Below are 20,829 nucleotides of genomic sequence, written 5' to 3'. Positions count from 1 at the left end.
ATCTATAGTGCTAGTGAATGGGCCCGGTTTGTAAAGCCGGGCCCATATCAACGCTTAACTGTCAAATTCGCTGACGAAATAAGGAAATAGCTTACCCATGACTCGCAGTTTTCCGCCCCGTTCTGCATTGCGCGATTTTCTTGAGAGCGAGAGCGCCGGCGGCATGCTGCTCATTTTCGCCGCCATTTTGGCGATGATTGTCGCCAATTCGGCGTTCGCCGAGACTTACGAACACGCTATTCATGCGGTGACCGGCCCTGTTCTCACCGACAAGCTCGGTCCGATGACGGTTCACCTGTGGATCAACGACGGGCTGATGGCGGTGTTTTTCCTGCTCGTCGGGCTCGAGATCAAGCGCGAGTTCGTCGATGGCCGGCTCGCGAGCTGGGACCGGCGGCGGCTGCCCTTCATCGCCGCGGCGGCGGGTATGGCGGTGCCGGCGGCGCTCTACATGCTCTTCGCCGGGAAAGAACCGGGGCTCGCGCAGGGCTGGGCGATCCCGGCGGCGACCGACATCGCCTTTGCGATGGGGGTGCTCGCGCTGCTCGGCAAGCGCGCACCGACCTCGCTCAAGCTGTTCCTCGTCACCGTTGCGATCGTCGACGACATGGGGGCGGTCGCGATCATCGCCCTTTTCTACACCGCCAAGATCAACGTGGCTGCGCTGGGTGCCGCCGCGGCGATCCTCGCCCTCATGTTCGCGATGAACCGCGCGGGGGTGAAGAGCCTCATCCTCTATCTGCTGATGTTCCTTCTCCTCTGGTACGCCATGCTGCTCTCGGGCGTCCATGCGACGATCGCCGGTGTGCTCGCCGCAATAATGATCCCCTTCGAGCGCACGCCCGGCGCACCCGACAGCCAGACCTCGCCGCTGCACCGGCTCGAACATGCGCTGCACCCGTGGGTCGCCTTCGCGATCGTGCCGCTGTTCGGTTTCGCCAACGCCGGGGTCGACGTCCGCGGCCTGGGCATCGACCAGGTCTTCGCGCCGCTGCCCCTCGGCATCGCGGCGGGCCTGTTCCTCGGCAAGCAGATCGGTATCTTCGGCAGCGTCTGGCTTTCGGTCAAACTCGGCATTGCGGGCCGGCTGCGCGGGGCGACCTGGCTGCAGGTCTATGGCGTCGCGATGCTGTGCGGGATCGGCTTCACGATGAGCCTGTTCATCGGCGGGCTCGCCTTCCCCGGCAACGCGCTGCTGATCGAGGAAGCGAAGATCGGCATCTTGATGGGCTCGCTCGTGGCGGCACTCGCCGGCTTTGCCATACTCCGCTTCGCGCCGCTTCATCCGCAGCACAGCGCGGTCGAAAGCGCTTCGAACGGCGAGATCGCCACCGACGGCGATGTGCGTGACACGTCCGAAGCCCACGGCTAAGCAGCCGGGCATGAAGACACTCGTTTCGCTGTCACTGGTCGCCGCCGCGCTCCTCTCGGGCTGCGCCGCCGCCGGGCCGAAAAGCGCAGCCGCCGAGCCCGGTGTGGCGACGCTCGACGTGCGCCGCACGGCGGCCTCAACCAAAGCCCTCGACGAAATCGCCGCCGCCTATCTGCGCCTCAGCCTCGAAATCGGAACGCATGAGCCGGGCTATATCGACGCCTATTACGGCCCGCCCGAACTCCAAAAGGCGGCCGAAGCGGCGCCGCGCGACAAGGCGGCGCTGCTCGCGGCGACGCGCGGGCTGATGGCGCAGATCGACCTTGCCGCGCGGCGTATCTCCGATCCGCTCGACCGCCGCCGCGCCGCCTTCCTCCGCGCGCAACTCCGCGCCGCCGAGACGCGATTGCAGATGATGCAGGGCACGCGCTTCGCCTTCGCCGACGAGGCCGAGCGGCTGTTCGGCGTGCGGCCTCGCCTCAAGCCGCTCGCAAGCTACGACGCCGAACTCGCGAAGATCGAAAAGCTCGTCCCCGGCGACGGCGCGCTCGCCGACCGTGTCGAGGCCTATCTCGACGGCTTCACCATTCCCAAGGATCGGCTGCAGAAGACCTTCGACGCCGCGATCGCGCGCTGCCGCGGGCGCAGCATAGCGCATATTCCGATGCCGGCGGACGAGAGCTTTCGCCTCGAATTCGTCACCGGCAAGAGCTGGAGCGGCTATAATTATTATCAGGGCGGCTATCACAGCCTGATCCAGGTCAACACCGACCTGCCGATCCGCCTGTCGCGCGCGCTCGACCTCGGCTGTCACGAAGGTTATCCGGGCCACCATCTCCTCAACATGAAACTCGAAGAGAGGCTGGTGAGGGAAAACGGCTGGAGCGAGTTCAGCGTCTATCCGCTCTACAGCCCGCAAAGCCTGATCGCCGAGGGCAGCGCCAATTACGGCATCGACCTAGCCTTTCCCGAAAGCGGCAAGGCCGACACCGAACGCGATGTGCTGATGCCGATCGCCGGGATCGCGGTGCCGTCCGACGACCGCTATTGGCAGCTATTGAAAGCGATCAAGCGCGCGTCGGGTGCGCGGCTGACGATCGCGCAGCAATATCTCGACGGCGAGATCGACCGCCCGACCGCGGTGGCGTTGACGCAGAAATATATGCTCGTCTCACCGCAACGGGCTGAACAATCGATCAGCTTCACCGATCAATATCGCAGCTATGTAATCAACTACGGCCTCGGCGAGACGATGGTGCGCGCTTGGGTCGAGCGAGGCCGGCCCTCGCGCGACGAAATGTGGCGGCGCATGGCGAAAATCGTCAGCGAACCAACGCTGCCGTCGGACTTGCTAGCGCGCTAAATATCGACGACGATCTTGCCGAAATGGGCGTTCGCCGCCTGATGCCGAAAAGCATCGGCCAGCTTTTCAAGCGGGAAATGGTCGCTGATGACGGGCCTGATTCCGTTTGCTTCTATTCCCGCGATCATATCGAGTTGCTGCTGGCGGCTACCGACGGTCAGTCCCTGCACACGCAGATTCTTCGCCATCAGCAGCGCCGTCTGAACGGGACCCGAGAATCCGGCGAGCACGCCGATCAGGGCGACATGCCCGCCGACACGAGCCGCGACCATCGACTGGTCGAGCGTCCCGGCGCCCCCGATCTCGACGACGGTATCGACCCCCGTCCCGCCGGTCAGCTCGAGCGCTTGTGCGCCCCAGGCGGGCACCTCCTTGTAATTGATGATCTCGTCGGCGCCGAGCGCCTTCAACCGTTCGAGCTTGGCATCGGAGGAACTTGTTACGATCACCCGCGCGCCCGCGGCCTTCGCAAATTGCAGCGCAAACACCGATACGCCGCCGCTGCCCTGCACCAGAACGGTCGAACCCGGCCGCGTCCGGCCATCGACGAACAGCGCGCGCCACGCGGTCAGCCCGGCGCAGGTCAGTGTCGCCGCCTCGGCGGCCGAATAGCCCTCCGGCGCGCGCGTGAACCAGTGCTCCGGCGTCACCACCGCCTCACGCGCGTAGCCGTCGATGCCGTCGCCGGGCACGCCGCGAAACGCCGTTGCGGGCGGCGCGCCGTCGATCCATTCGGGGAAGAAGATCGACACGACGGTGTCGCCCGGCTTGAACTGCGTCACGCCCTCCCCGACTGCCTCGACCGTCCCCGCACCGTCGGACATCGGTATGCGTCCATCGGCGGCCGGGATCATTCCGGTCACGACCGCATAGTCGTGAAAATTGAGCGAGGATGCCGCCAGCCGCACGCGGATTTCGCCCGGCCCCGGATCACCGGGGTCGGGCAGGTCGGCGAGCGTCAGATTGTCGAGCGAAGCGGGTGCGCGCAGCCGGACGCCGCGCATCACTCCGCCGCCATCGCCATTTCGACGCGCTGCGGGCCGCGGATCACGCCGCCGGGGGTCGGTCCCTGCATTTCGCCATCCCGGAAGGTCACGACCCCCGACTTCACCGTCGCGACATAGCCGTCGGCCTTTTGCAGCAGGCGCTTGCCGCCCGCGGGCAGGTCGAAGGCGAGCCACGGCTTGCCGAGCTTCAGCGCCTCCATGTCGATCACGTTCAGATCGGCGAGATAGCCCGGCGCGAGCACGCCGCGATCCTCGAGCCCGTAAAGCATCGCGGTATCGCGGCACTGGCGCTTGATCGCATGTTCGAGCGCGATGCGATGGCCTTTACGGTCGCGCACCCAATGCTGGAGCATGAAGGTCGGCGAGGCGGCGTCGCAGATCGTCCCGCAATGCGCGCCGCCGTCGGAGAGGCTGTTCACCGTGTCGTCGGCCGCCTGCAGATCCTCGAGGAAATTGAGGTTGCCGTCGCGATAGTTCAAAATCGGGAAATAGATGAAGCCCTTGCCATCGTCCTTCATGAGGAGGTCATAGGCATATTCGGCCGGCGAGACGCCCGCCGCCTCAGCGCGCGCCATGATGCTTTCACCCATCTTGGGCTCGTAATTGAAATCGGGGTCCATTTCGAACTGGACGGGCCAGCCGAGCGCGACGACTTTCAGAAAGTCGATGATGTCGCTTTCGGGCCAGATATTGTCCTCTTCGATCATGCGTTTTTTGAAGGCGGGGTCTTTGAGCTTCGCGAGCTGCTCTTCCCACGGCAGGTCGATGATCTCTTCCCACGCGGGCTTGAAGCGGAACGGGTGGACGGTGCCTTGCCACGCCATGATCACGCCGTTGCCGCGCAGCGCGATCTGCGCGACGATGTTCGCGCCGCTCGCATTCTGGCGCCGCATCTCCTCGATCTGCTCCTCGAGCGGCAATTCCTTGGCGATCGACTGGAGCGCGGCGAAAGTCACCGGCAGCCCCGTTTCGCGGCTCAAATCGCCCATCCACTGAAACTCGTTCCATTCGCGCTTGAGGTCGCTCGCCATTTCGAACACGCCGTAACCGACGCGGCCCATCGCGCGGCCGATCGCGATCAGTTCCTCCGCCGTCGCGGTGGTGCCGGGGACGAGTTCGCCGTCGATCGACTTGTGGAGCACGGTGCGGCTGGTCGAGAAGCCGAGCGCGCCCGCGCGCACGCCTTCCTCGACGATGCGCGACATTTCGGCGATGTCGGCGTCGGTCGGGATCGCGCCGGGCTTTTCCCGGTCGCCGAGCACATAGGCGCGCACAGCACCGTGCGGGACGTGGCACGCGACGTCGACGGTGCGCGGCAGCTTTTCGAGCGCGTCCATATATTCGGGAAACGTCTCCCAATCCCACGACATGCCCTCGGCAAGTGCGGTGCCAGGGATGTCCTCGACGCCTTCCATCAGCGAAATCAGCCAGTCGTGGCGATCGGGCTTGGCGGGCGCGAAGCCGACGCCGCAATTGCCCATCACGACGGTGGTGACGCCGTGCCAGCTTGACGGCGCCATTTCGGCGTCCCATGTCGCCTGCCCGTCATAATGGGTGTGGACGTCGACGAAGCCGGGGGTGACGATCTTGCCAGCGGCGTCGATTTCCTTGGCGCCAGCGCCCAGGTTTTCCCCCACTGCGACGATCCGGTCGCCGTCGATCGCGACGTCCGCGACCAGGGGTTTCCCACCCGAACCATCGACAACGGTACCGCCGCGAATCACCAGATCATACATGTCTGCTCTCCCGATTTTTAGTTTCACAGAAAAACCTATCATCAAAATCGTGAGATGCAAATAAGCGGGGCAAAGGCGGCCCGATGCTGTTATATTGACGCGATACACTAAAGGGAGTCGATGCCATGATCCGCCCGCTTGCCCTCGCCCTGCTGCTCACCGTGTCGGCAACCCCGCTCGCCGCCAAGGAAGCGGCCGCCTCCGCCTATCAGGCTGCGCTCGCCGATCCCGCGCGCCCCGCCGCCGACCGCGACCGCGATGCCGCGCGCAAGCCCGCCGAGTTGCTCGCGTTCGCCGAGATCGCGCCCGGCGAAAAGGTGGGCGATTTCGTCATGGGCGGCGGCTATGTTACGCGCCTGCTCGCCGCCGCGGTCGGCCCGGCGGGCAAGGTTTACGGCTTCCAGCCCGCCGAATTCATCGCCTTCAAGAAACAATATGGCGACGATCAGGCGGCGGTCGACGCCGCCTATACCAATGTCGATGCCGCCGCAGGGCCGTTCGCGGCGCCCGCCTTTCCCGAGCCGCTCGACACGATCATCACCGTGCAGAATTTCCACGACCTGTATCTGAAGCCCTTTCCCGAAGGCACCGGCGCCAAGGCGAGCGCGGCCTTGTTCGCGGCGCTCAAACCCGGCGGCACTTTGGTCGTCGTCGACCATAGCGCCGCCGACGGCAGCGGCACGACCTTGTCCGACAGCCTGCACCGGATCGACAAGGATGCGGTCGTCGCCGCGCTGACCGGCGCGGGGTTCAAACTCGACGCCGAAAACGACCTCTATCGCCGCCCCGACGATCCGCGTACCGCCAATGTCTTCGACAAGGAAATCCGCGGCAAGACCGACCAGTTCGCGCTGCGCTTTCGCAAACCGGAATAGGAAAATCATGGCCGACGACGATTATGTCTATGACGAAGCAAGCGGCGAGTGGCTGTCGGTGAGCGATGTTGCCGCGCGCGACGCAGCCGAAGCGGCCGGCCCCGAAGTGCGCGACGCGGTCGGCAACCTGCTCGCCGACGGCGATTCGGTTGTGTTGGTCAAGGACCTCAACGTTAAGGGCGCGGGGCAGACGTTGAAGGTCGGGACCGTCATCAAATCGATCCGCCTGACCGGCGACGCGCAGGAAATCGATTGCCGCCACGCCGGGATCAAGGGGCTGGTGCTGCGCGCCGAGTTCGTGCGGAAACGGTGAAGTCTGTGCGGGCGGGGACGGCGGTCCATGCCGGCCCCCTTTGGTTGGGAAGCCAGATTATAGCAGGGATCGAAAGCACAATCAGCCGACCGCTCCATAGGAGGCATAATCGTCGACATGCGCGTTGGCGCGGCGGAAGCTGGTGAAGCTCATACTCGCCGACAGGTCGAGCGCTTCGACCTGATGCCACCAGCCGACGGGCAGAAAGACGGCTTCGCCCGGCCCGATGATTGTTTCGAGCACGGGCGGGTTCGTCGCGTCGCCTTCGCCCGCAAGCAACGCCTCATTGCCCCAGTCGGAGAAGCAATGGCGCCTGTCGCGCATCCGCGCGAACGCCCAGGGCGGCGCCAGGCGCACGCGCTTGCGGCCCAGCACCTGCACGAGCAGATTGTTGGTGAGGTCGTGATGCCACGGGGTGAGCGTGCCTTTCGGCCCCAGCCAGAAAAAGCCGTCGCGCGGCCGGGTGTCGTCAAGGATCGCGATCGGCGCCATATCGTCCCATAGCGGGGCCAGCGCCGCGGCGTTGGCGCCGCTGTTATAGGCGGTGAGGTATATATCGTTGCTCGCCTCGTCCTTGCGGAGCCAGCCGATCAGTTCGCCGAAGCGGATCAGGCGGCGATGATCGTCTTTCGCGAGTTCATAGTCGGGATCACGCTCGCGCTCGACCTGCGCCTCGACGACCGCGTCGCCCGCGACGGCCGCAAAATGGTCGAGCGACCAGCGGGTGAGCGCGGGCCAATGATCGATGATGCCGCTGAGCTTTGCGGGCCGGTTCGCCTCATAATGGTGGCGATAGAAGGAAGCGGGCTCGGGGTCGGCCAGCACGTCGAGCGCGAAACCGCCCTCGGCCTCGAACGCAAGCCGCTGCTGGTTGGCGAACAGCCAATCCTGCTTCGCCATCCGCGCCGCCTGCCGCCGGAGCATCGCCGCCATCGGATCCTTGGCGAGCCGATCGACCTCATATTTCGCCGCTGCCGCCGAGATGCCCGCATCGACGAGGCGCGCATGGAGCGCGGCATCATCGTCCCCGGCGGCGAGACCTTCGGCGAGCAGCGCGCGTTTGTCGGACTGGGCCATCTCGAAACTCCTCGGCCCCGCTCAACGGCAAGACGATGACAATGGGATGACAATTAGTCGTCCGCGGGGCCCTTGTAGTCCGGTCCATAGACCGCGGCGCGGAAATCGCGGTGCAGCGTGCCGTCATAGGGGATCGTCTGGACGAAGAAGACCGCGGTCAGCTTGTTGGCCGGATCGACCCAGAACAGCGTCGAGGCCATGCCGTCCCAGAAAAACTCGCCGACCGCGCCGCGATTTTCCCCGGCGGTTTGCGGCGGCGACTTGCGCACCGCGAAGTCGAAACCGAAGCCGACCGCGCCCTTGCCGGGAAGCCATGCCCGCTCGGTGATCGCTGGGTCGAGCTGGTCGGTCGCCATCAGCTTGACCGTCGAAGGTTTGAGGATTCGCGCGCCGTCGAGGGTGCCACCATTCAGCAGCATGCGCGCGAAACGCGAATAATCGTCGAGCGTCGAAGCGAGGCCGAAGCCGCCGGGAGTCAGCGCATGATCCTTGAAGTTCAGCGTCTGCGCCTCGGCCGCCGGCTGCTGCACCAGTTTGCCGTCCTTCTTCACATTCATCGCCGCGAAGCGCGGCAGCCACGCGTCGGGCTGGCGCCACGCGGTCTCGGTCATCCCCAGCGGTTCGAAGATATGCGTGCGCACATATTCGGCGAAAGGCTGGCCCGAGAGCTTCTCGACAAGCGCCGCCTGCACATCGACCGCGATGCTATATTCCCACTGCGTCCCGGGTTGATAGAGCATCGGCACGTTCGCAAGCCGCTTGCTCGCCTCAGCGAGCGGGATCGTCAGCGCGAGCGGTTCGGCGGCGACATAGGCGTGGTGCGCGGGCGTCGGCCCGGCGCCATAGGCGAAACCCGCCGTGTGGCGCAGGATATCGCGCACGCTGATCGGCCGCTCGGCAGGCACGTAGCGCGGCTGGCCTGCGGCATCCTTCCCCGCATAGACACGCATCGCGGCATATTCGGGCAGATAGTTCACCAGCGGGTCGTCGAGGCGGAACTTGCCCGCCTCCCAGAGCTGCATCAGCGCGACGCCCGTCACCGGCTTGGTCATCGAATAGATTTGCGCGATCGTGTCGCGGCGCATCGGGCGCTTCGCCGCGCGGTCGGCCATGCCGGCGGTTCCGAAATAGACCTCGCGCCCGTCCTGCCAGATCAGCGCCGAAGTGCCCGCGGCGCGGCCGTCGGCGACCATCGCTGCGAGCGCGGCATCGATCCGCGCCTTGTCGATTTTGACGCTTTCGGTCGCAGACACCGCCGCTTGCGCCGGTTTGGCGGTCGCACCAAAACCGGCGCACGCCATCATCATCGCCAATGCCAGTCGCTTGCCGTGCATATCGCCTCTCCCCTGTCCCGCCATTCCCCTGCGGTTCGGCGCCTATCCACGGGATCGGTTGCGACAGGTCAACCCGAATAGGTCTGCGGCAGGCTATTCGGCCGCCGCCTCTTCCGCAGCGGGTGCTTCCGCTACCGTCAGCGCGCCGTTCTGGATCAGCCATTGCGGGTGGTTCGCCTGCACCGACGCCATGATGCGGTCGATCGCCGCGGCGACCTGCTCGCCCTCCGCCTCGCGGTCGCGCTGCACGACGACGCGGCGCGCCTGCGCATCGACCAGCACCCGCTCGCGCGGCACCAGTTCGCCGACGGTGAGCCCGGCAATGATGTTGCGGCTGTCGCCCTCGCGCTGTTCGAGCGTCGTGACGCGGCGATTGAGCTGTTCTTCGACCTGCGCAGCGGCATTGGTTTGCTGCCGGAGTTGGACGATATTGACCCGCACCGAACGCTTGAGCTTCCGTTGCACCTGCCGCGCCAGGGCGGGATTGAGCTGCGCGGCATATTGGTCGACCAGCACGACGCCGTCGACCGATACATCGTCGCCCTCCATCCGCACGTTGAGGCTGTCGACTCGGTCGCTGGGGTCGAGCAACCGGTCGAGTTCGGTTTGCACCGCGTTGCGCGCGCCGATCTCGCGGACGATGGCATTGAGCGAAAGCGCAAGCGGGATCGAGAGGATACCTAGCGTCACGACGATCCCCGCGACCTGCATCATCGTATGCTGCGCGGTCAGCGACGGCCCGAAGCGATTGACGCGCGCGACGATCGTCGCGGCGAAAGCGATAGCGAGTGTGTTGGTAAGGAAGAGCAGCGCCGAACCGAGCGCGAAATCGAAACGCCCGGTCGCAAGGCCGAAGCCGATCGTCGAGAGCGGCGGGACGAGCGCGGTCGCGATCGCGACGCCGACCATCACCCCCGACAGCTTGCGCATGATCGCATAGACGCCGGCGATGCCGCCGACCACCGCGACGCCGAGGTCGAGCAATGTCGGCTGCGTCCGTGCGCGGAGTTCGGGCGTGACGTCGTTGATCGGCGACAGCCAGATGATCAGCATCGCGACGATAACTGCAACCGCCATCCCCGCCGCCATGGTGATCAGCGAGCGTTTGATCAGATTGCTTTCGAGCGTCGCGAGCCCGAAGCCGACGCCCATGATCGGACCGAGCAGCGGCGACACGAGCATCGCGCCGATAACGACCGCCGCCGATCCCTGCAGCAGGCCGAGCGTGGCGATCGCCGCCGACAGCGTGATCAGCAGCAGGAATTTCTGGTTGAGCCGCGCGTCGCGCGCGACGCTCGCGAGAACGAGCGCACGCCCGTGGACATCGTCGTCGCCGATGCCATTGTCGTCGTCGTCGGCCTCGCGCCCGGCGCCGGGGCGCGCGGACCGGCGACCACCGGCGTTGAACGGCGCGTCGCCCAGTCCGGGCACCCCGGGATGATTGCCGGCCATATGGACGGACGGTTAGATCTTGCCCGTCAGTTCGGGCACGGCGCTGAACAGGTCAGCGACGAGGCCGAAGTCGGCGACCTGAAAGATCGGCGCGTCCTCATCCTTGTTGATCGCGACGATCGTCTTCGAATCCTTCATGCCGGCAAGGTGCTGGATCGCGCCCGAGATGCCGATCGCGAAATAGACTTCGGGCGCGACGATCTTGCCGGTCTGGCCGACCTGATAGTCGTTGGGGACATAGCCCGCATCGACCGCGGCGCGCGAAGCACCAAGCGCGGCGCCGAGCTTGTCGGCGAGCGGAACGATGACTTCCTCATACTTCTCGCTCGAACCCAGCGCACGGCCGCCCGACACGATGATCTTCGCCGAGGTCAGCTCGGGACGATCCTGCTTGGCGATTTCAGCGCCGACGAAGCTCGAAATGCCTGCGTCGCCGCCCGCCGAGACGGCTTCGACCGCACCCGAACCACCCGAGGTGGCGGCCTTTTCAAAGGCGGTGCCGCGGACGGTGAGGACCAGCTTCGCGTCCGACGATTCGACGGTCGCGATCGCGTTGCCGGCATAGATCGGACGGGTGAAGGTCTTCGGACCCTCGACCGACAGGATTTCCGAAATCTGCATCACGTCGAGCAGCGCGGCGACGCGCGGCGCGATATTCTTGCCGGTGGTGGTGGCGGGCGCGACGAAGGCGTCGTGCGAGGCCATCAGCTCGGCGACGAGCGGCGCGACATTTTCGGGCAGGTTATGACCGAAAGCGGCGTTGTCGGCGACGTGGACCTTGCCGACGCCGACAATCTGCGCAGCGACTTTCGCGACGCCATCGACACCTTCACCGGCGACGAGCAAATGGACTTCGCCGAGTTTCGACGCAGCGGTCACCGCGGCGAGCGTGGCATCCTTGACGGCGTTGCCGTCATGTTCGACCCAAACGAGCGTTTTCATGAATGCACTCCCATCGCCTTCAGCTTGGCAACCAGTTCATCGACATCGGCGACCTTGACCCCGGCCGAGCGGACGGGCGGTTCGGACACCTTCACCGTCTTGACGCGGGGCGCCGTGTCGACGCCGTAATCGGCGGGCGACTTGGTATCGAGCGGCTTCGACTTCGCCTTCATGATGTTCGGCAGCGACGCATAGCGCGGCTCGTTCAGGCGAAGGTCGGTGGTGACGATCGCGGGAAGCTTGAGCTTCACCGTTTCGAGGCCGCCGTCGACTTCGCGCGTCACATTGACGCTGTCGCCCTCGACGTTCACCGCGCTGGCGAAGGTGCCCTGCGCCCAGCCGGTCAGCGCGGCAAGCATCTGGCCGGTCTGGTTGTTGTCGTCGTCGATCGCCTGCTTGCCGAGGATGACAAGGCCGGGCTGTTCGGCATCGGCAATGGCTTTGAAGATTTTCGCGAGCGCCAGCGGCTCGACCGCATCGTCGGTCTGGACGAGGATCGCGCGGTCGGCGCCCATCGCGAGCGCGGTGCGCAGCGTTTCCTGCGCCTTTGCCGGGCCGACGGAAACCGCGACAACCTCGGTCGCGACGCCCTTTTCCTTCAGGCGAATCGCTTCTTCGACCGAGATTTCGTCGAACGGGTTCATCGACATCTTCACATTGGCGAGGTCGACGCCGGTACCGTCGGCCTTCACCCGCGGCTTCACGTTGTAATCGAGCACCCGTTTGACGAGGACGAGGATTTTCATGGGCTCAAAGCTCCTCTCAGCAAATTGTGCACTGCGCCATAATTGGCGTTTACGTAAACGTCAACCAGCAGTCCCTCGTTCCTCTCCCTTTAAGGGAGAGGATAGGAAGACTTGGTCCGCAGGACCTAGTCGGACTTGGTGAGGGTCCGGACGTTGCCGCCCTCACCGCTGCGACTAGGCGGCAAGCCGCCAAGTCTCGCTGCCTCTCACCCAAGGGGAGAGGCAATTCTCTATCACGCCGCCTTGGCAACCTCGGCGACGATCTTCTTTGCCGCGTCGCCCAGATCGTTCGCCGCGACGATCGGCAGGCCCGAGTTTGCAAGGATGTCCTTGCCCTGCTGGACGTTGGTGCCTTCGAGGCGGACGACGAGCGGGACCGAGAGATTCACTTCCTTCGCCGCGGCGACGATGCCGTCGGCGATGATGTCGCACTTCATGATGCCGCCGAAGATGTTGACGAGGATGCCCTCGACCGCCGGATCCTTCAGGATGATCTTGAACGCCGCGGTGACCTTTTCCTTGCTCGCGCCGCCGCCGACATCGAGGAAGTTCGCCGGGAAGGCGCCATTGAGCTTGATGATGTCCATCGTCGCCATCGCGAGCCCGGCACCATTGACCATGCAACCGATGTTGCCGTCGAGCTTGATATAGGCGAGGTCATATTCCGACGCCTCGACCTCGGCCGGGTCTTCCTCGGTCAGGTCGCGCAGTTCGGCGATGTCCTTGTGGCGGAACATCGCATTGCCGTCGAAGCCCAATTTGGCGTCGAGCACGAGCAACTCGTCGCCGTTCGCGCCTTCGCAGACGGCAAGCGGGTTGATCTCGATCTGCTCGGCATCGGTCGCGAGGAACGCGTTGTAGAGGCCGGTCAGCACCTTCGCCGCCTGCTTGGCAAGATCGCCTTCGAGTTCGAGCGCGGCGGCGACGCTGCGGCCGTGGTGCGGCATCAGCCCGGTCGCGGGATCGATGACGATCGTGTGGATTTTCTCGGGCGTGTTGTGCGCGACGGTTTCGATGTCCATCCCGCCTTCGGTCGAGGCGACGACCGCGATGCGGCTCGACGCGCGGTCGACGAGCAGCGCGAGATAATATTCCTTTTTGATGTCGGCGCCGTCGGTGATGTAGAGGCGGTTGACCTGCTTGCCCGCTTCGCCGGTCTGGATCGTCACCAGCGTGTTGCCGAGCATATCCTTCGCATGCGCCTCGACTTCCTCGAGGCTCTTCGCAAGACGGACGCCGCCCTTCGCATCGGGACCGAGTTCCTTGAACTTGCCCTTGCCGCGGCCGCCGGCGTGGATCTGCGACTTCACGACATAGAGCGGCCCGGGGAGCTGCTTCGCGGCTGCAACGGCCTCTTCGACGCTCATCGCGGCGATGCCCTTGGGCACGGCGACGCCAAATTTCGCGAGCAGTTCTTTCGCCTGATATTCGTGGATGTTCATGAGGTCTACCGGGCCTTTCGACTCTGTAAGGGAGAGGATCGGCGCCGCCTAAGCACAAGTTAGCCCGCAACGCCACCCCCGGAAACCGCAGATATTCTTGTGTGCGGCTAAGGCTTGCGGCCAGCCGGTCCGTCTTCCGGATGACGTTCCGCGCCCGGGCTGATAGTCGGGTGGACTCGAGGATCGGGATGAGGGAGCCGAAGATGCGGATAAAGCTTCTTGTTTTTGCATTGTTGACGCTCGCCGGCGCCAGCCCGGCGAAGGCGCAGGTGAACCAGTCGCTCGACATCGCGATTCCCGAAGCCCCGCATATCGTCCGCGTCGGCGCGGCGGATCAGCTCGTTTACGAGCTGCACCTCACCAATTTTTCCGGCCTGCCGCTTCGGCTGGACCGGCTTTCGATCGCCGACGACACGGGCGCCCCGCTCAAAAGCTATGCCGACGACGAACTCGCCAAGGCGACCGGGCTCGTCGGGCCAGCCGAGGCCGATACGCGAATCATTCCGCCGGGCCGCCGCGCGGTGCTTTATATCAACGCGCCGGTCGCAGCCGCCTCCGCGCCCCGGTCGATCTCGCACGGCTTCACGCTCGGCAAGATCGGCGGCGACGGGGCCAGCTTTACGCTTTCAGGCGGCGCGGCGACGCCGGACACGACCGCCCTCCCCCGCCTGTCGCCGCCGCTGCGCGGCGGGCCGTGGGTCGCGGTCTACGACCCCGGCATGGAGCGCGGCCACCGCCGCGTCTTCTATGCCACCGAAGGATCGGCGACCCTGCCCGGCCGCTTTGCGATCGACTGGATGAAGGTCGATGCGAACGGAAAGCGGTCATCGGGCGATGCCGACAATCCGGCGAACCACTATGGCTATGGCGCCGAAGTGCTCGCGGTCGCCGATGGAACCGTTGTCGCGCTGCGCGACGATGTGCCCGACCCCGCGACGCGGTCGGGCCGAACGAATCCTTCGATCGCCGACGCCAGCGGCAACTATGTCATGCTCGACATCGGCGGCGGGCGCATCGCCACCTACGAACATCTGAAACAGGGAGCGCCGGTCGCCGTCGGGGATCGCGTCAAGGCGGGCGAGGTCGTCGGCTTCCTCGGCTTTACCGGCCAGGCGAGCGCGCCGCACCTGCATTTCCACCTCGCCGACCGCGCGTCGATCCTCGGCGCCGAGGGTCAGCCTTATGTCCTGTCCTCGCTCGTCAGCCTGGGGCAATATCCCTCGATCGAGGCCTTCGGGCGCGGCGAAAAATGGCCCGCGGCGAATGCCGCCGAAACCGTGACCGACAGCTTGCCCCCGCCGAACCTCGTCGTGCGCTTCCCCGGCGAATGACCGTCAGCGCAGCGCGCAGACCGCCGCCGAACTCGTCGAGACGGTCAATATTTCGGGATCCTTGAGCGCGCGCACCTTGCGAAAGAACTGGTCGAGCGTCAGGTCGCTGACATGCTTGTCCTTGAGGCTGCCGAGCGACGCAAGGCGCCGGAGTTGGAGCAGCGACAGCCGGTCGACCATGCGCTCTGCCATGCACGCCGACATCGCCTTCGACAGGCCGGCGTTCTGAAGGCCCGTGCGCAGCCGCGTTTCGGGGGTCGCGCAGCCGGCGAGCAGCAGCGCGAGCGCGAGCACCGGCAAAAGAACGCGCTTCATGGCACCCCTACCTTCCGTGATAGTCGGCGACGGCCCCCGACACCGCCTGCATCAGCGCCATGCGCGCGGGCACCGACGCGCTGGTGTCGCCAAGCAGCACGACGATGGCGTAGCGGGTGCCGTCGGGCGCGGTCGCGATACCGATGTCGTTATAACCGGCGGTCGAGCCCTTGTAATCCTGTCCGGTCCCGGTCTTGTGCAGGAATTTCCAGCCCGCGGGCAGACCGGCCTTCAATCGGCGCGGGCCGCTTCGAGTCCGGCTCATCACGCCCAGCAGATATTCGGTCGAATCGGGCGACAGCAACGTCCCGCGCGCCAGCCGGGTCAGCGCGCTCGCGATCGCTTCGGGGCTCGCGCCGTCGGGCGGATTGGCGAGATAGGCGTCGCGCGCCGCGAGGCGCGTCGCATCGGGCAGCGCGGCGCGCGCCTGATAGAAGGCGCGCCCGACCGAATAGGCCTGCTGCCATTTGAGTCCCGCGGTTCCCGCCTGCAACAGACGTTCGCCGGGGCCGAAGCGGATTGCGCCCAGATCCTTCTTGTCGATGAAGGCGCGCACCGCGTCGGGGCCGCCGACGGTGCGCAGCAGGCTGTCGTTCGCGGTATTGTCGCTGTGGGTGATCGCGGTTTCGATAAGGTCGCGGACGCTCATCGTCACCGAACCTTCGGAGCGCACCCGCGCGGCGAGCGGCTGGTGGAACAGGGTCAGGTCCTCGGGACCGATGCGCACCCGCTGATCAAGCGTCAGGCGCCCCTGATCGACCGCGTCGAGCACCGTCAGCGCAACCCACAGCTTCGACACGCTCTGCTGCGGAAACAGCTCGTCGCCGCGCTGCGAAAGCGACCATTCGCCGTCGATGCGCTGCACCGCGATGCCGGTCTTGCCGGGAAAGGCGCGCCACAACTCGAAAATGCGATCGTCGAGCCCGGCGGGCGCGCGGCGGAAACCGGGGTCGATCGGCCCCGCGGGCCGCGGCATCGCCGAGCGAACGGGCTCGCCGATCGGTACCGTGACCGAACCGGCCGGGCCGCGCACCGGCGCCGGTTGCTGTTGTTGCTGCGCGCGTGGCTGCGGCACGATTGCGACGCTGCTAACACAACCTGCCAGAACCGCGGCACCCATCGTCACAGCGAGGAGCGGCCTGCCGGATAATCTAAGCTTCATTCAAACCCCGCACTTGCGACTTTTATATCTTGTCCCGACCCCTCGCGGACATGTCCCCACGTCACGCAGGCGCGCGGGACGGGCCAGCGTTTTGCGGTGAACGATTCTTTCGCCGCGACCAATCGCGGGAACCGGCGGGATTTTTACCCAGCGTCAGGGTGCCGGCGTCGCGCGAACCTTGTCCGGATAAAGCCGCTTCAGCGCCGCAAGCTTGGGCGCGTCCCAGCGCATTATGTAGCCGTTGCGCGGGTTGCGGCGCATGAAATCCTGATGGCTCGCCTCGGCACGATAGAAGCGCTTGTAGGCCTCGACCGGCACCACGATCGGTTTCGCGAAATATTTGCCGCCGCCGATCTGCGCCAGATAGGCGGTGGCGACCCGCCGCTGGTTCGCGTCCATGGGCACGATCGCGGCGCGATATTGCGAGCCGACGTCGGGGCCCTGCCGGTTTTTCAAGGTCGGGTCGGCGACCACCGAAAAGAGGATGCGGAGCAGCGTGCCATAGCTGACCTGGCTCGGGTCATAGACGATGCGCACCGCCTCGGCATGGCCCGACTTGCCGTCATGCGTCCGCTCATATTTGGCGGTGGCGGCGCTGCCGCCATGATATCCCGATTCGACCGAGATCACGCCCTTCACGTTCGAAAAGACGCCTTCGACGCCCCAGAAACAGCCGCCCGCGAGCACCGCGGTCGCGCGCTTGGCCTTGACGGCGGGATCGACGGTTGCGGCGGGGAGCTTGACGACGCTTTCGGCCTGCGCGGGCGCGCATTGCGCGACGATCGCGCCCGCCGCCAGCGCCGCGACGGCGCGAAGCGACAGCGCCCGCCGCAGCGGCGTCATGCCGGGATCGGCAGCGCCGGCTGATTGAGGACGATGTAAGTCGCGCCAATCGCGAAGCCGGCGAGCATGGTCAAAAACCAATCGGAGCGGAGCATGGAGAGCATAGGGGCCTCTTATCATATTATCTTGTTCGCGGCCGGAGCCGCCCTGGTTACACCGGCAATATGACGCGCCCCTTGCCATCCGTCGGTGATGGCGGTCACTCTATACGCGATGACTTACCATCCGGTGAACCGGGCGCTTAACCGGCGTTCAGGTTCAAATAGGCCCGCCCGCCCACATTACAAGACCGATCGGTATAAAATTCCTATGCAGCGGTAAACCGACGCTTAGCTTAGCGCTGCGCACGCCTGCTGGATACGCACACACGCTTCCTTCAGCACCGCTTCGGACGTCGCGTAAGAGACGCGGAAGGCCGGCGACAGGCCGAAGGCGCCGCCATGAACGGCCGCGACGCGCGCCGAATCGAGGAAATAGTCGATCAAGGCCTCGTCGCTGTCGATGACATGGCCCGCGGGCGTCTTCTTGCCGATGCAGCCCGATGCGTCGGGATAGACATAGAAAGCGCCGTCGGGGACCGGGCAGTCGAGGCCCGGTGCGTCGTTGAGCATCGCGACCACCATGTCGCGGCGCTTTCTGAACGCCGCATTCCGATCGTCGAGGAACTGCTGCGGCCCGCCAAGCGCGGCGGCGGCGGCGGCCTGCGCAATCGAGCAGGGGTTCGACGTCGACTGCGACTGGAGCTTGCCCATCGCCTTGATGATCCACGCGGGCCCGCCCGCATAGCCGATGCGCCAGCCGGTCATCGCATAGGCCTTCGAACAGCCGTTCACCGTCAGGACGCGGTCGATCAGGTCGGGACAGCGCTGCGCGAAGGTCGTGAATTCGAAGTCGGCGTACCAGACATGCTCGTACATATCGTCGGTCATCACCATGACGTGCGGATGGCGGCGGATGACCTCGCCAAGCGCGTCGAGCTCCTCGCCCGAATAGGCGGCGCCCGACGGGTTCGACGGCGAGTTCAGCATCACCCAGCGCGTCTTCTTGGTGATCGCCGCCTCGAGCTGCGCAGGGGTGATCTTGTAGTTCTGCGCCGCCGTACCCTCGACGATCACCGGCGTGCCGCCCGCGAAGGCGACGATGTCGGGATAGCTGACCCAATAGGGCGCCGGGATGATCACCTCGTCGCCCGGATCGACCGTCGCGACGAGCGCGTTGAACAAGGTATGCTTGCCGCCGACATTGACCGAAATCTGGTCGAGCCCGAAATCGAGGCCGTTGTCGCGGCGGAACTTGCCGCGGATCGCTTCCTTCAGCGCCACCGTGCCGTCGACCAGCGTATATTTGGTCTGCCCGTTCCGGATCGCCTCGATCGCCGCTTCCTTGACGAAATCGGGGGTGTCGAAATCGGGCTCGCCCGCGCTGAGCCCGATGACATCGACACCCGACGCTTTCAGCGCCGAGACGCGCGCGGTCATCGCGAGCGTCGCCGAGGGCTGGATGCGGTTGAGGGCGGCGGAGACATGGGGCTTCAGCGACATGACGATATCTTCCGTGGCTTGCGCGGTCGGGCTGCAAAGGGACAGGAAATTGCGCGCGGCCGCGCCTAAAGCCTCCGGCCGATATTCGCAAGCGCGCAGCTTGATAATTTACCTATGCGGCGGGCAGGTCAGCCTATCGAGGATGCCGCAGCGTCGACGAGCCGCGCCGGCACCAGCCCGCGCAGGCTGTTGCCGATGAAGAAGCCGCTTTCGAGATCGGCAAGGCGCAGGTGCGATTCGACCGCGCGCCCCTTGTCGATCAGCTCGGCGCGCAGCACGCCGGGGAGCAGCCCCAGCGCGAGCGGCGGGGTGAGTAACTGCCCTTCGCGCTCGACGAAGATGTTGCTCCAGCTGCCTTCGGTGACGAAACCCGGTTCGTCGACGAAAACGACCTCGGCCGCGCCGCTCTCGTGCCGCGCCGTGTCATAGGCGGCGCGCAGGCTCGTCTTGTGCGCGAGGCGAAAGTCGCCCGCCGCCATCGGCGCCGAGCGCACCGCGACCGGCACCGGCAATTCGGCAAGGCGGGGCAGCGGCGACACCTCGATCGCGAGCGCTCCCGATGGCGCGAGGCGCATCCGCACCCGCGCGGCGCTGCGCAGGCGGAAGGTCGCCGATTGCAGGCTGTTGCGCGCACCGTGCCGGTCGAAGATAAAGCCCAGCGTTTCGGCACTCGCCTTCATCCGCGCGAGATGCCCCTCGAGCCGCTGGATGCCCTCCACCGGATCGAAAAGCATCGTCTCGATCAGGTCGAAGCTTTCGCCCGCTACAACCACAAATTCCCCCTTGGCCAGACATTCGCGCCATTCTTCAGCCGGTTGGCTGTCGGCGACGATTCCAGAACCGAGTCCCAGCGTGGCGCAAGCCGGTCCGCCATGCAACCCGCCTTGCGGGAAGACGAGCGTGCGGATCGCGACATTGAACGCGGCATCGCCCCCCGGTTCGATAAAGCCGATCGACCCCGTGTAAAGTCCGCGCGCGTCGGTTTCGAGTTCGTCGATGATTTCCATCGCGCGCACCTTGGGCGCCCCGGTGATCGACCCGCACGGAAAGGCGGCGCGCAGCACATCCACCGCGCCGCGCCCTTCGGGCAGCCGCGCACCGACGTCCGACACGAGCTGATGGATCGTCGGAAAGCTTTCGACGCGGAACAGATCGGGCACCGCGACCGACCCCGGCACCGCGACGCGCGACAGGTCGTTGCGGATCAGGTCGACGATCATCAGATTTTCGGCGCGCTGCTTCGGATCTTCGGCAAGCTCGCGGGCGGCCGCCGCGTCGGCTTCGGGATCGGCAAGCCGCGCCGCCGTCCCTTTCATCGGCCGCGCCATCACCTGCTTATCGCGCAGCGCGAAGAAAAGCTCGGGCGAGTGCGAGACGATCGCCTGCTCGCCCGTCCAGATCACCCCGCCATAGCCCGCGCGTGCCGTCCGCCGCAGCCGCGCATGGACGGCAAGCGGATTGCCGAACACCGGCACGTCGGCGCGAAAGGTCAAATTCGCCTGATAGATGTCGCCCGCACGAATCAGCCGCAGCACGGCTTCCACCGCCGCGAGATAGTCGGTGCATGCCACGCGCGGCCGCGGCCTGCCGACCCACGCCGCATCGGGATCGGGCAGCAGGCCGGGCACCGCATCGGCGGCGATCCGCCGGGCGCGTTCGAACAGACCGAACCAGCCGATCGGAACCGCGCCGGCCGTGGTATCCACCGCGCCCCTCCATGCGGGGCCGAGCCCCTTGCCCGCTTCGTACGACAGATAGCCCGCAGCATGGAGCCCGCGCGCCCGCGCGCCCTCGAGCGCCGCAAGCAGGCCCGGCACCTCGGCGGCGGAGCAGGCGGTGAGTATTTCGACGGGCTCGGCGAACAGCCGCGCCGCCGCCGCGCCCTCGGCGCGTGCATCGTCGAGCAGCACGAAGGGCGGGCAGCCCGGCCCCGGCAAAGGGATCGCGTCGCCGCCCGCCATCGCTATCTCACGGTCGG

Annotated in this window: 18 protein-coding genes; 5 read left to right on the top strand and 13 right to left on the bottom strand. The window is 66.0% G+C overall.

Features of this window, described 5'->3' with window-relative positions:
• Positions 1-97: 97 nt before the first annotated feature.
• Both nhaA and OVY29_RS19545 read left to right on the top strand, forming a co-directional pair.
• A complete protein-coding gene (nhaA, locus tag OVY29_RS19550; protein WP_037554488.1) occupies positions 98-1,372 on the top strand; it encodes a Na+/H+ antiporter NhaA in 1,275 nt (424 codons plus the stop codon).
• A gap of 10 nt (positions 1,373-1,382) precedes the next feature.
• A complete protein-coding gene (locus tag OVY29_RS19545) occupies positions 1,383-2,735 on the top strand; it encodes a hypothetical protein (protein WP_313911948.1) in 1,353 nt (450 codons plus the stop codon).
• Here the strand turns inward: OVY29_RS19545 and OVY29_RS19540 are convergent.
• Together OVY29_RS19540 and OVY29_RS19535 are read right to left on the bottom strand one after the other, a co-directional pair.
• The gene (locus tag OVY29_RS19540) at positions 2,732-3,739 is read right to left on the bottom strand and encodes a zinc-dependent alcohol dehydrogenase family protein (protein WP_037554493.1); all 1,008 of its coding nucleotides are present in this window, start codon (positions 3,737-3,739) and stop codon (positions 2,732-2,734) included. The two genes, OVY29_RS19545 and OVY29_RS19540, sit on opposite strands and share 4 nt — an antisense overlap.
• Complete coding sequence (locus OVY29_RS19535) at positions 3,739-5,478, bottom strand: N-acyl-D-amino-acid deacylase family protein (protein WP_037554495.1); 1,740 nt, start codon at positions 5,476-5,478, stop codon at positions 3,739-3,741. The genes OVY29_RS19540 and OVY29_RS19535 overlap by 1 nt, the downstream gene beginning before the upstream one ends.
• A gap of 125 nt (positions 5,479-5,603) precedes the next feature.
• Here OVY29_RS19535 and OVY29_RS19530 point away from each other — a divergent pair, with 125 nt between their 5' ends.
• Both OVY29_RS19530 and OVY29_RS19525 read left to right on the top strand, forming a co-directional pair.
• On the top strand, positions 5,604-6,353 hold the full coding sequence (locus OVY29_RS19530; RefSeq protein ID WP_313911947.1) for a methyltransferase: 750 nt from the start codon (positions 5,604-5,606) through the stop codon (positions 6,351-6,353).
• Positions 6,354-6,360: 7 nt separating this feature from the next.
• The gene (locus OVY29_RS19525) at positions 6,361-6,666 is read left to right on the top strand and encodes an alkylphosphonate utilization protein (RefSeq protein ID WP_037554498.1); all 306 of its coding nucleotides are present in this window, start codon (positions 6,361-6,363) and stop codon (positions 6,664-6,666) included.
• Between the two features lie 81 nt (positions 6,667-6,747).
• Here OVY29_RS19525 and OVY29_RS19520 read toward each other — a convergent pair whose 3' ends face one another.
• The 6 genes from OVY29_RS19520 to sucC all read right to left on the bottom strand — a co-directional run bounded on the left by OVY29_RS19520 (position 6,748) and on the right by sucC (position 13,659).
• Entirely contained in the window at positions 6,748-7,743 is a 996-nt protein-coding gene (locus OVY29_RS19520; RefSeq protein ID WP_052182124.1) for a cupin-like domain-containing protein, read from the bottom strand.
• A 53-nt stretch (positions 7,744-7,796) separates the two neighbouring features.
• Positions 7,797-9,077: a serine hydrolase domain-containing protein gene (locus OVY29_RS19515; protein ID WP_313911946.1), complete on the bottom strand. Its 1,281-nt coding sequence runs from the start codon at positions 9,075-9,077 to the stop codon at positions 7,797-7,799.
• A 93-nt stretch (positions 9,078-9,170) separates the two neighbouring features.
• Complete coding sequence (locus OVY29_RS19510; RefSeq protein WP_037554501.1) at positions 9,171-10,529, bottom strand: DUF389 domain-containing protein; 1,359 nt, start codon at positions 10,527-10,529, stop codon at positions 9,171-9,173.
• A gap of 12 nt (positions 10,530-10,541) precedes the next feature.
• The gene (locus OVY29_RS19505) at positions 10,542-11,471 is read right to left on the bottom strand and encodes an electron transfer flavoprotein subunit alpha/FixB family protein (RefSeq protein ID WP_037554502.1); all 930 of its coding nucleotides are present in this window, start codon (positions 11,469-11,471) and stop codon (positions 10,542-10,544) included.
• Positions 11,468-12,217, bottom strand: a complete 750-nt coding sequence (locus OVY29_RS19500; protein WP_313911945.1) for an electron transfer flavoprotein subunit beta/FixA family protein — start codon at positions 12,215-12,217, stop codon at positions 11,468-11,470. Before OVY29_RS19500 ends, OVY29_RS19505 begins: the two co-directional genes overlap by 4 nt.
• Before the next feature lie 233 nt (positions 12,218-12,450).
• A complete protein-coding gene (gene sucC / locus OVY29_RS19495; RefSeq protein ID WP_037554506.1) occupies positions 12,451-13,659 on the bottom strand; it encodes an ADP-forming succinate--CoA ligase subunit beta in 1,209 nt (402 codons plus the stop codon).
• A gap of 203 nt (positions 13,660-13,862) precedes the next feature.
• Here sucC and OVY29_RS19490 point away from each other — a divergent pair, with 203 nt between their 5' ends.
• Positions 13,863-14,990 carry a M23 family metallopeptidase gene (locus OVY29_RS19490; RefSeq protein WP_152567582.1) on the top strand — a complete coding sequence of 376 codons (1,128 nt, stop codon included), beginning with the start codon at positions 13,863-13,865 and terminating at the stop codon, positions 14,988-14,990.
• A 3-nt stretch (positions 14,991-14,993) separates the two neighbouring features.
• On the opposite strand, the gene OVY29_RS19485 is transcribed toward OVY29_RS19490, so the two are convergent.
• From OVY29_RS19485 to pabB, 5 genes are all read right to left on the bottom strand, one after another.
• The gene (locus OVY29_RS19485; RefSeq protein ID WP_037554509.1) at positions 14,994-15,305 is read right to left on the bottom strand and encodes a hypothetical protein; all 312 of its coding nucleotides are present in this window, start codon (positions 15,303-15,305) and stop codon (positions 14,994-14,996) included.
• A 7-nt stretch (positions 15,306-15,312) separates the two neighbouring features.
• The gene (gene bla / locus OVY29_RS19480; protein ID WP_037554511.1) at positions 15,313-16,467 is read right to left on the bottom strand and encodes a class A beta-lactamase; all 1,155 of its coding nucleotides are present in this window, start codon (positions 16,465-16,467) and stop codon (positions 15,313-15,315) included.
• Positions 16,468-16,620: 153 nt separating this feature from the next.
• Positions 16,621-17,310, bottom strand: coding sequence for a peptide-methionine (S)-S-oxide reductase MsrA (msrA, locus tag OVY29_RS19475; RefSeq protein WP_313911943.1), 690 nt, complete (start codon positions 17,308-17,310; stop codon positions 16,621-16,623).
• Positions 17,311-17,639: 329 nt separating this feature from the next.
• Positions 17,640-18,851: a pyridoxal phosphate-dependent aminotransferase gene (locus OVY29_RS19470; RefSeq protein ID WP_037557260.1), complete on the bottom strand. Its 1,212-nt coding sequence runs from the start codon at positions 18,849-18,851 to the stop codon at positions 17,640-17,642.
• Positions 18,852-18,979: 128 nt separating this feature from the next.
• Positions 18,980-20,812 (bottom strand): aminodeoxychorismate synthase component I, encoded by a 1,833-nt coding sequence (gene pabB / locus OVY29_RS19465; RefSeq protein WP_200880217.1) that lies wholly within the window; start codon positions 20,810-20,812, stop codon positions 18,980-18,982.
• Positions 20,813-20,829 lie beyond the last annotated feature (17 nt).

The sequence above is a fragment of the Sphingopyxis sp. SE2 genome (genome assembly GCF_032227185.1).
Classification (GTDB): Bacteria; Pseudomonadota; Alphaproteobacteria; order Sphingomonadales; family Sphingomonadaceae; genus Sphingopyxis.
This window is presented reverse-complemented; position numbering and strand designations above follow the sequence as displayed.

Excerpts from the sequence above, each read along its gene's own strand:
- OVY29_RS19490 (WP_152567582.1), top strand. The coding sequence starts at position 13,863 with ATGCGGATAAAGCTTCTTGTTTTTGCATTGTTGACGCTCGCCGGCGCC.
- OVY29_RS19505 (WP_037554502.1), bottom strand. The coding sequence starts at position 11,471 with ATGAAAACGCTCGTTTGGGTCGAACATGACGGCAACGCCGTCAAGGAT.
- OVY29_RS19470 (WP_037557260.1), bottom strand. The coding sequence starts at position 18,851 with ATGTCGCTGAAGCCCCATGTCTCCGCCGCCCTCAACCGCATCCAGCCC.
- OVY29_RS19520 (WP_052182124.1), bottom strand. The coding sequence starts at position 7,743 with ATGGCCCAGTCCGACAAACGCGCGCTGCTCGCCGAAGGTCTCGCCGCC.
- OVY29_RS19510 (WP_037554501.1), bottom strand. The coding sequence starts at position 10,529 with ATGGCCGGCAATCATCCCGGGGTGCCCGGACTGGGCGACGCGCCGTTC.
- OVY29_RS19530 (WP_313911947.1), top strand. The coding sequence starts at position 5,604 with ATGATCCGCCCGCTTGCCCTCGCCCTGCTGCTCACCGTGTCGGCAACC.
- nhaA (WP_037554488.1), top strand. The coding sequence starts at position 98 with ATGACTCGCAGTTTTCCGCCCCGTTCTGCATTGCGCGATTTTCTTGAG.
- OVY29_RS19485 (WP_037554509.1), bottom strand. The coding sequence starts at position 15,305 with ATGAAGCGCGTTCTTTTGCCGGTGCTCGCGCTCGCGCTGCTGCTCGCC.
- OVY29_RS19545 (WP_313911948.1), top strand. The coding sequence starts at position 1,383 with ATGAAGACACTCGTTTCGCTGTCACTGGTCGCCGCCGCGCTCCTCTCG.
- OVY29_RS19540 (WP_037554493.1), bottom strand. The coding sequence starts at position 3,739 with ATGCGCGGCGTCCGGCTGCGCGCACCCGCTTCGCTCGACAATCTGACG.
- OVY29_RS19535 (WP_037554495.1), bottom strand. The coding sequence starts at position 5,478 with ATGTATGATCTGGTGATTCGCGGCGGTACCGTTGTCGATGGTTCGGGT.
- msrA (WP_313911943.1), bottom strand. The coding sequence starts at position 17,310 with ATGACGCCGCTGCGGCGGGCGCTGTCGCTTCGCGCCGTCGCGGCGCTG.
- bla (WP_037554511.1), bottom strand. The coding sequence starts at position 16,467 with ATGAAGCTTAGATTATCCGGCAGGCCGCTCCTCGCTGTGACGATGGGT.
- OVY29_RS19500 (WP_313911945.1), bottom strand. The coding sequence starts at position 12,217 with ATGAAAATCCTCGTCCTCGTCAAACGGGTGCTCGATTACAACGTGAAG.
- OVY29_RS19515 (WP_313911946.1), bottom strand. The coding sequence starts at position 9,077 with ATGCACGGCAAGCGACTGGCATTGGCGATGATGATGGCGTGCGCCGGT.
- pabB (WP_200880217.1), bottom strand. The coding sequence starts at position 20,812 with ATGGCGGGCGGCGACGCGATCCCTTTGCCGGGGCCGGGCTGCCCGCCC.
- OVY29_RS19525 (WP_037554498.1), top strand. The coding sequence starts at position 6,361 with ATGGCCGACGACGATTATGTCTATGACGAAGCAAGCGGCGAGTGGCTG.
- sucC (WP_037554506.1), bottom strand. The coding sequence starts at position 13,659 with ATGAACATCCACGAATATCAGGCGAAAGAACTGCTCGCGAAATTTGGC.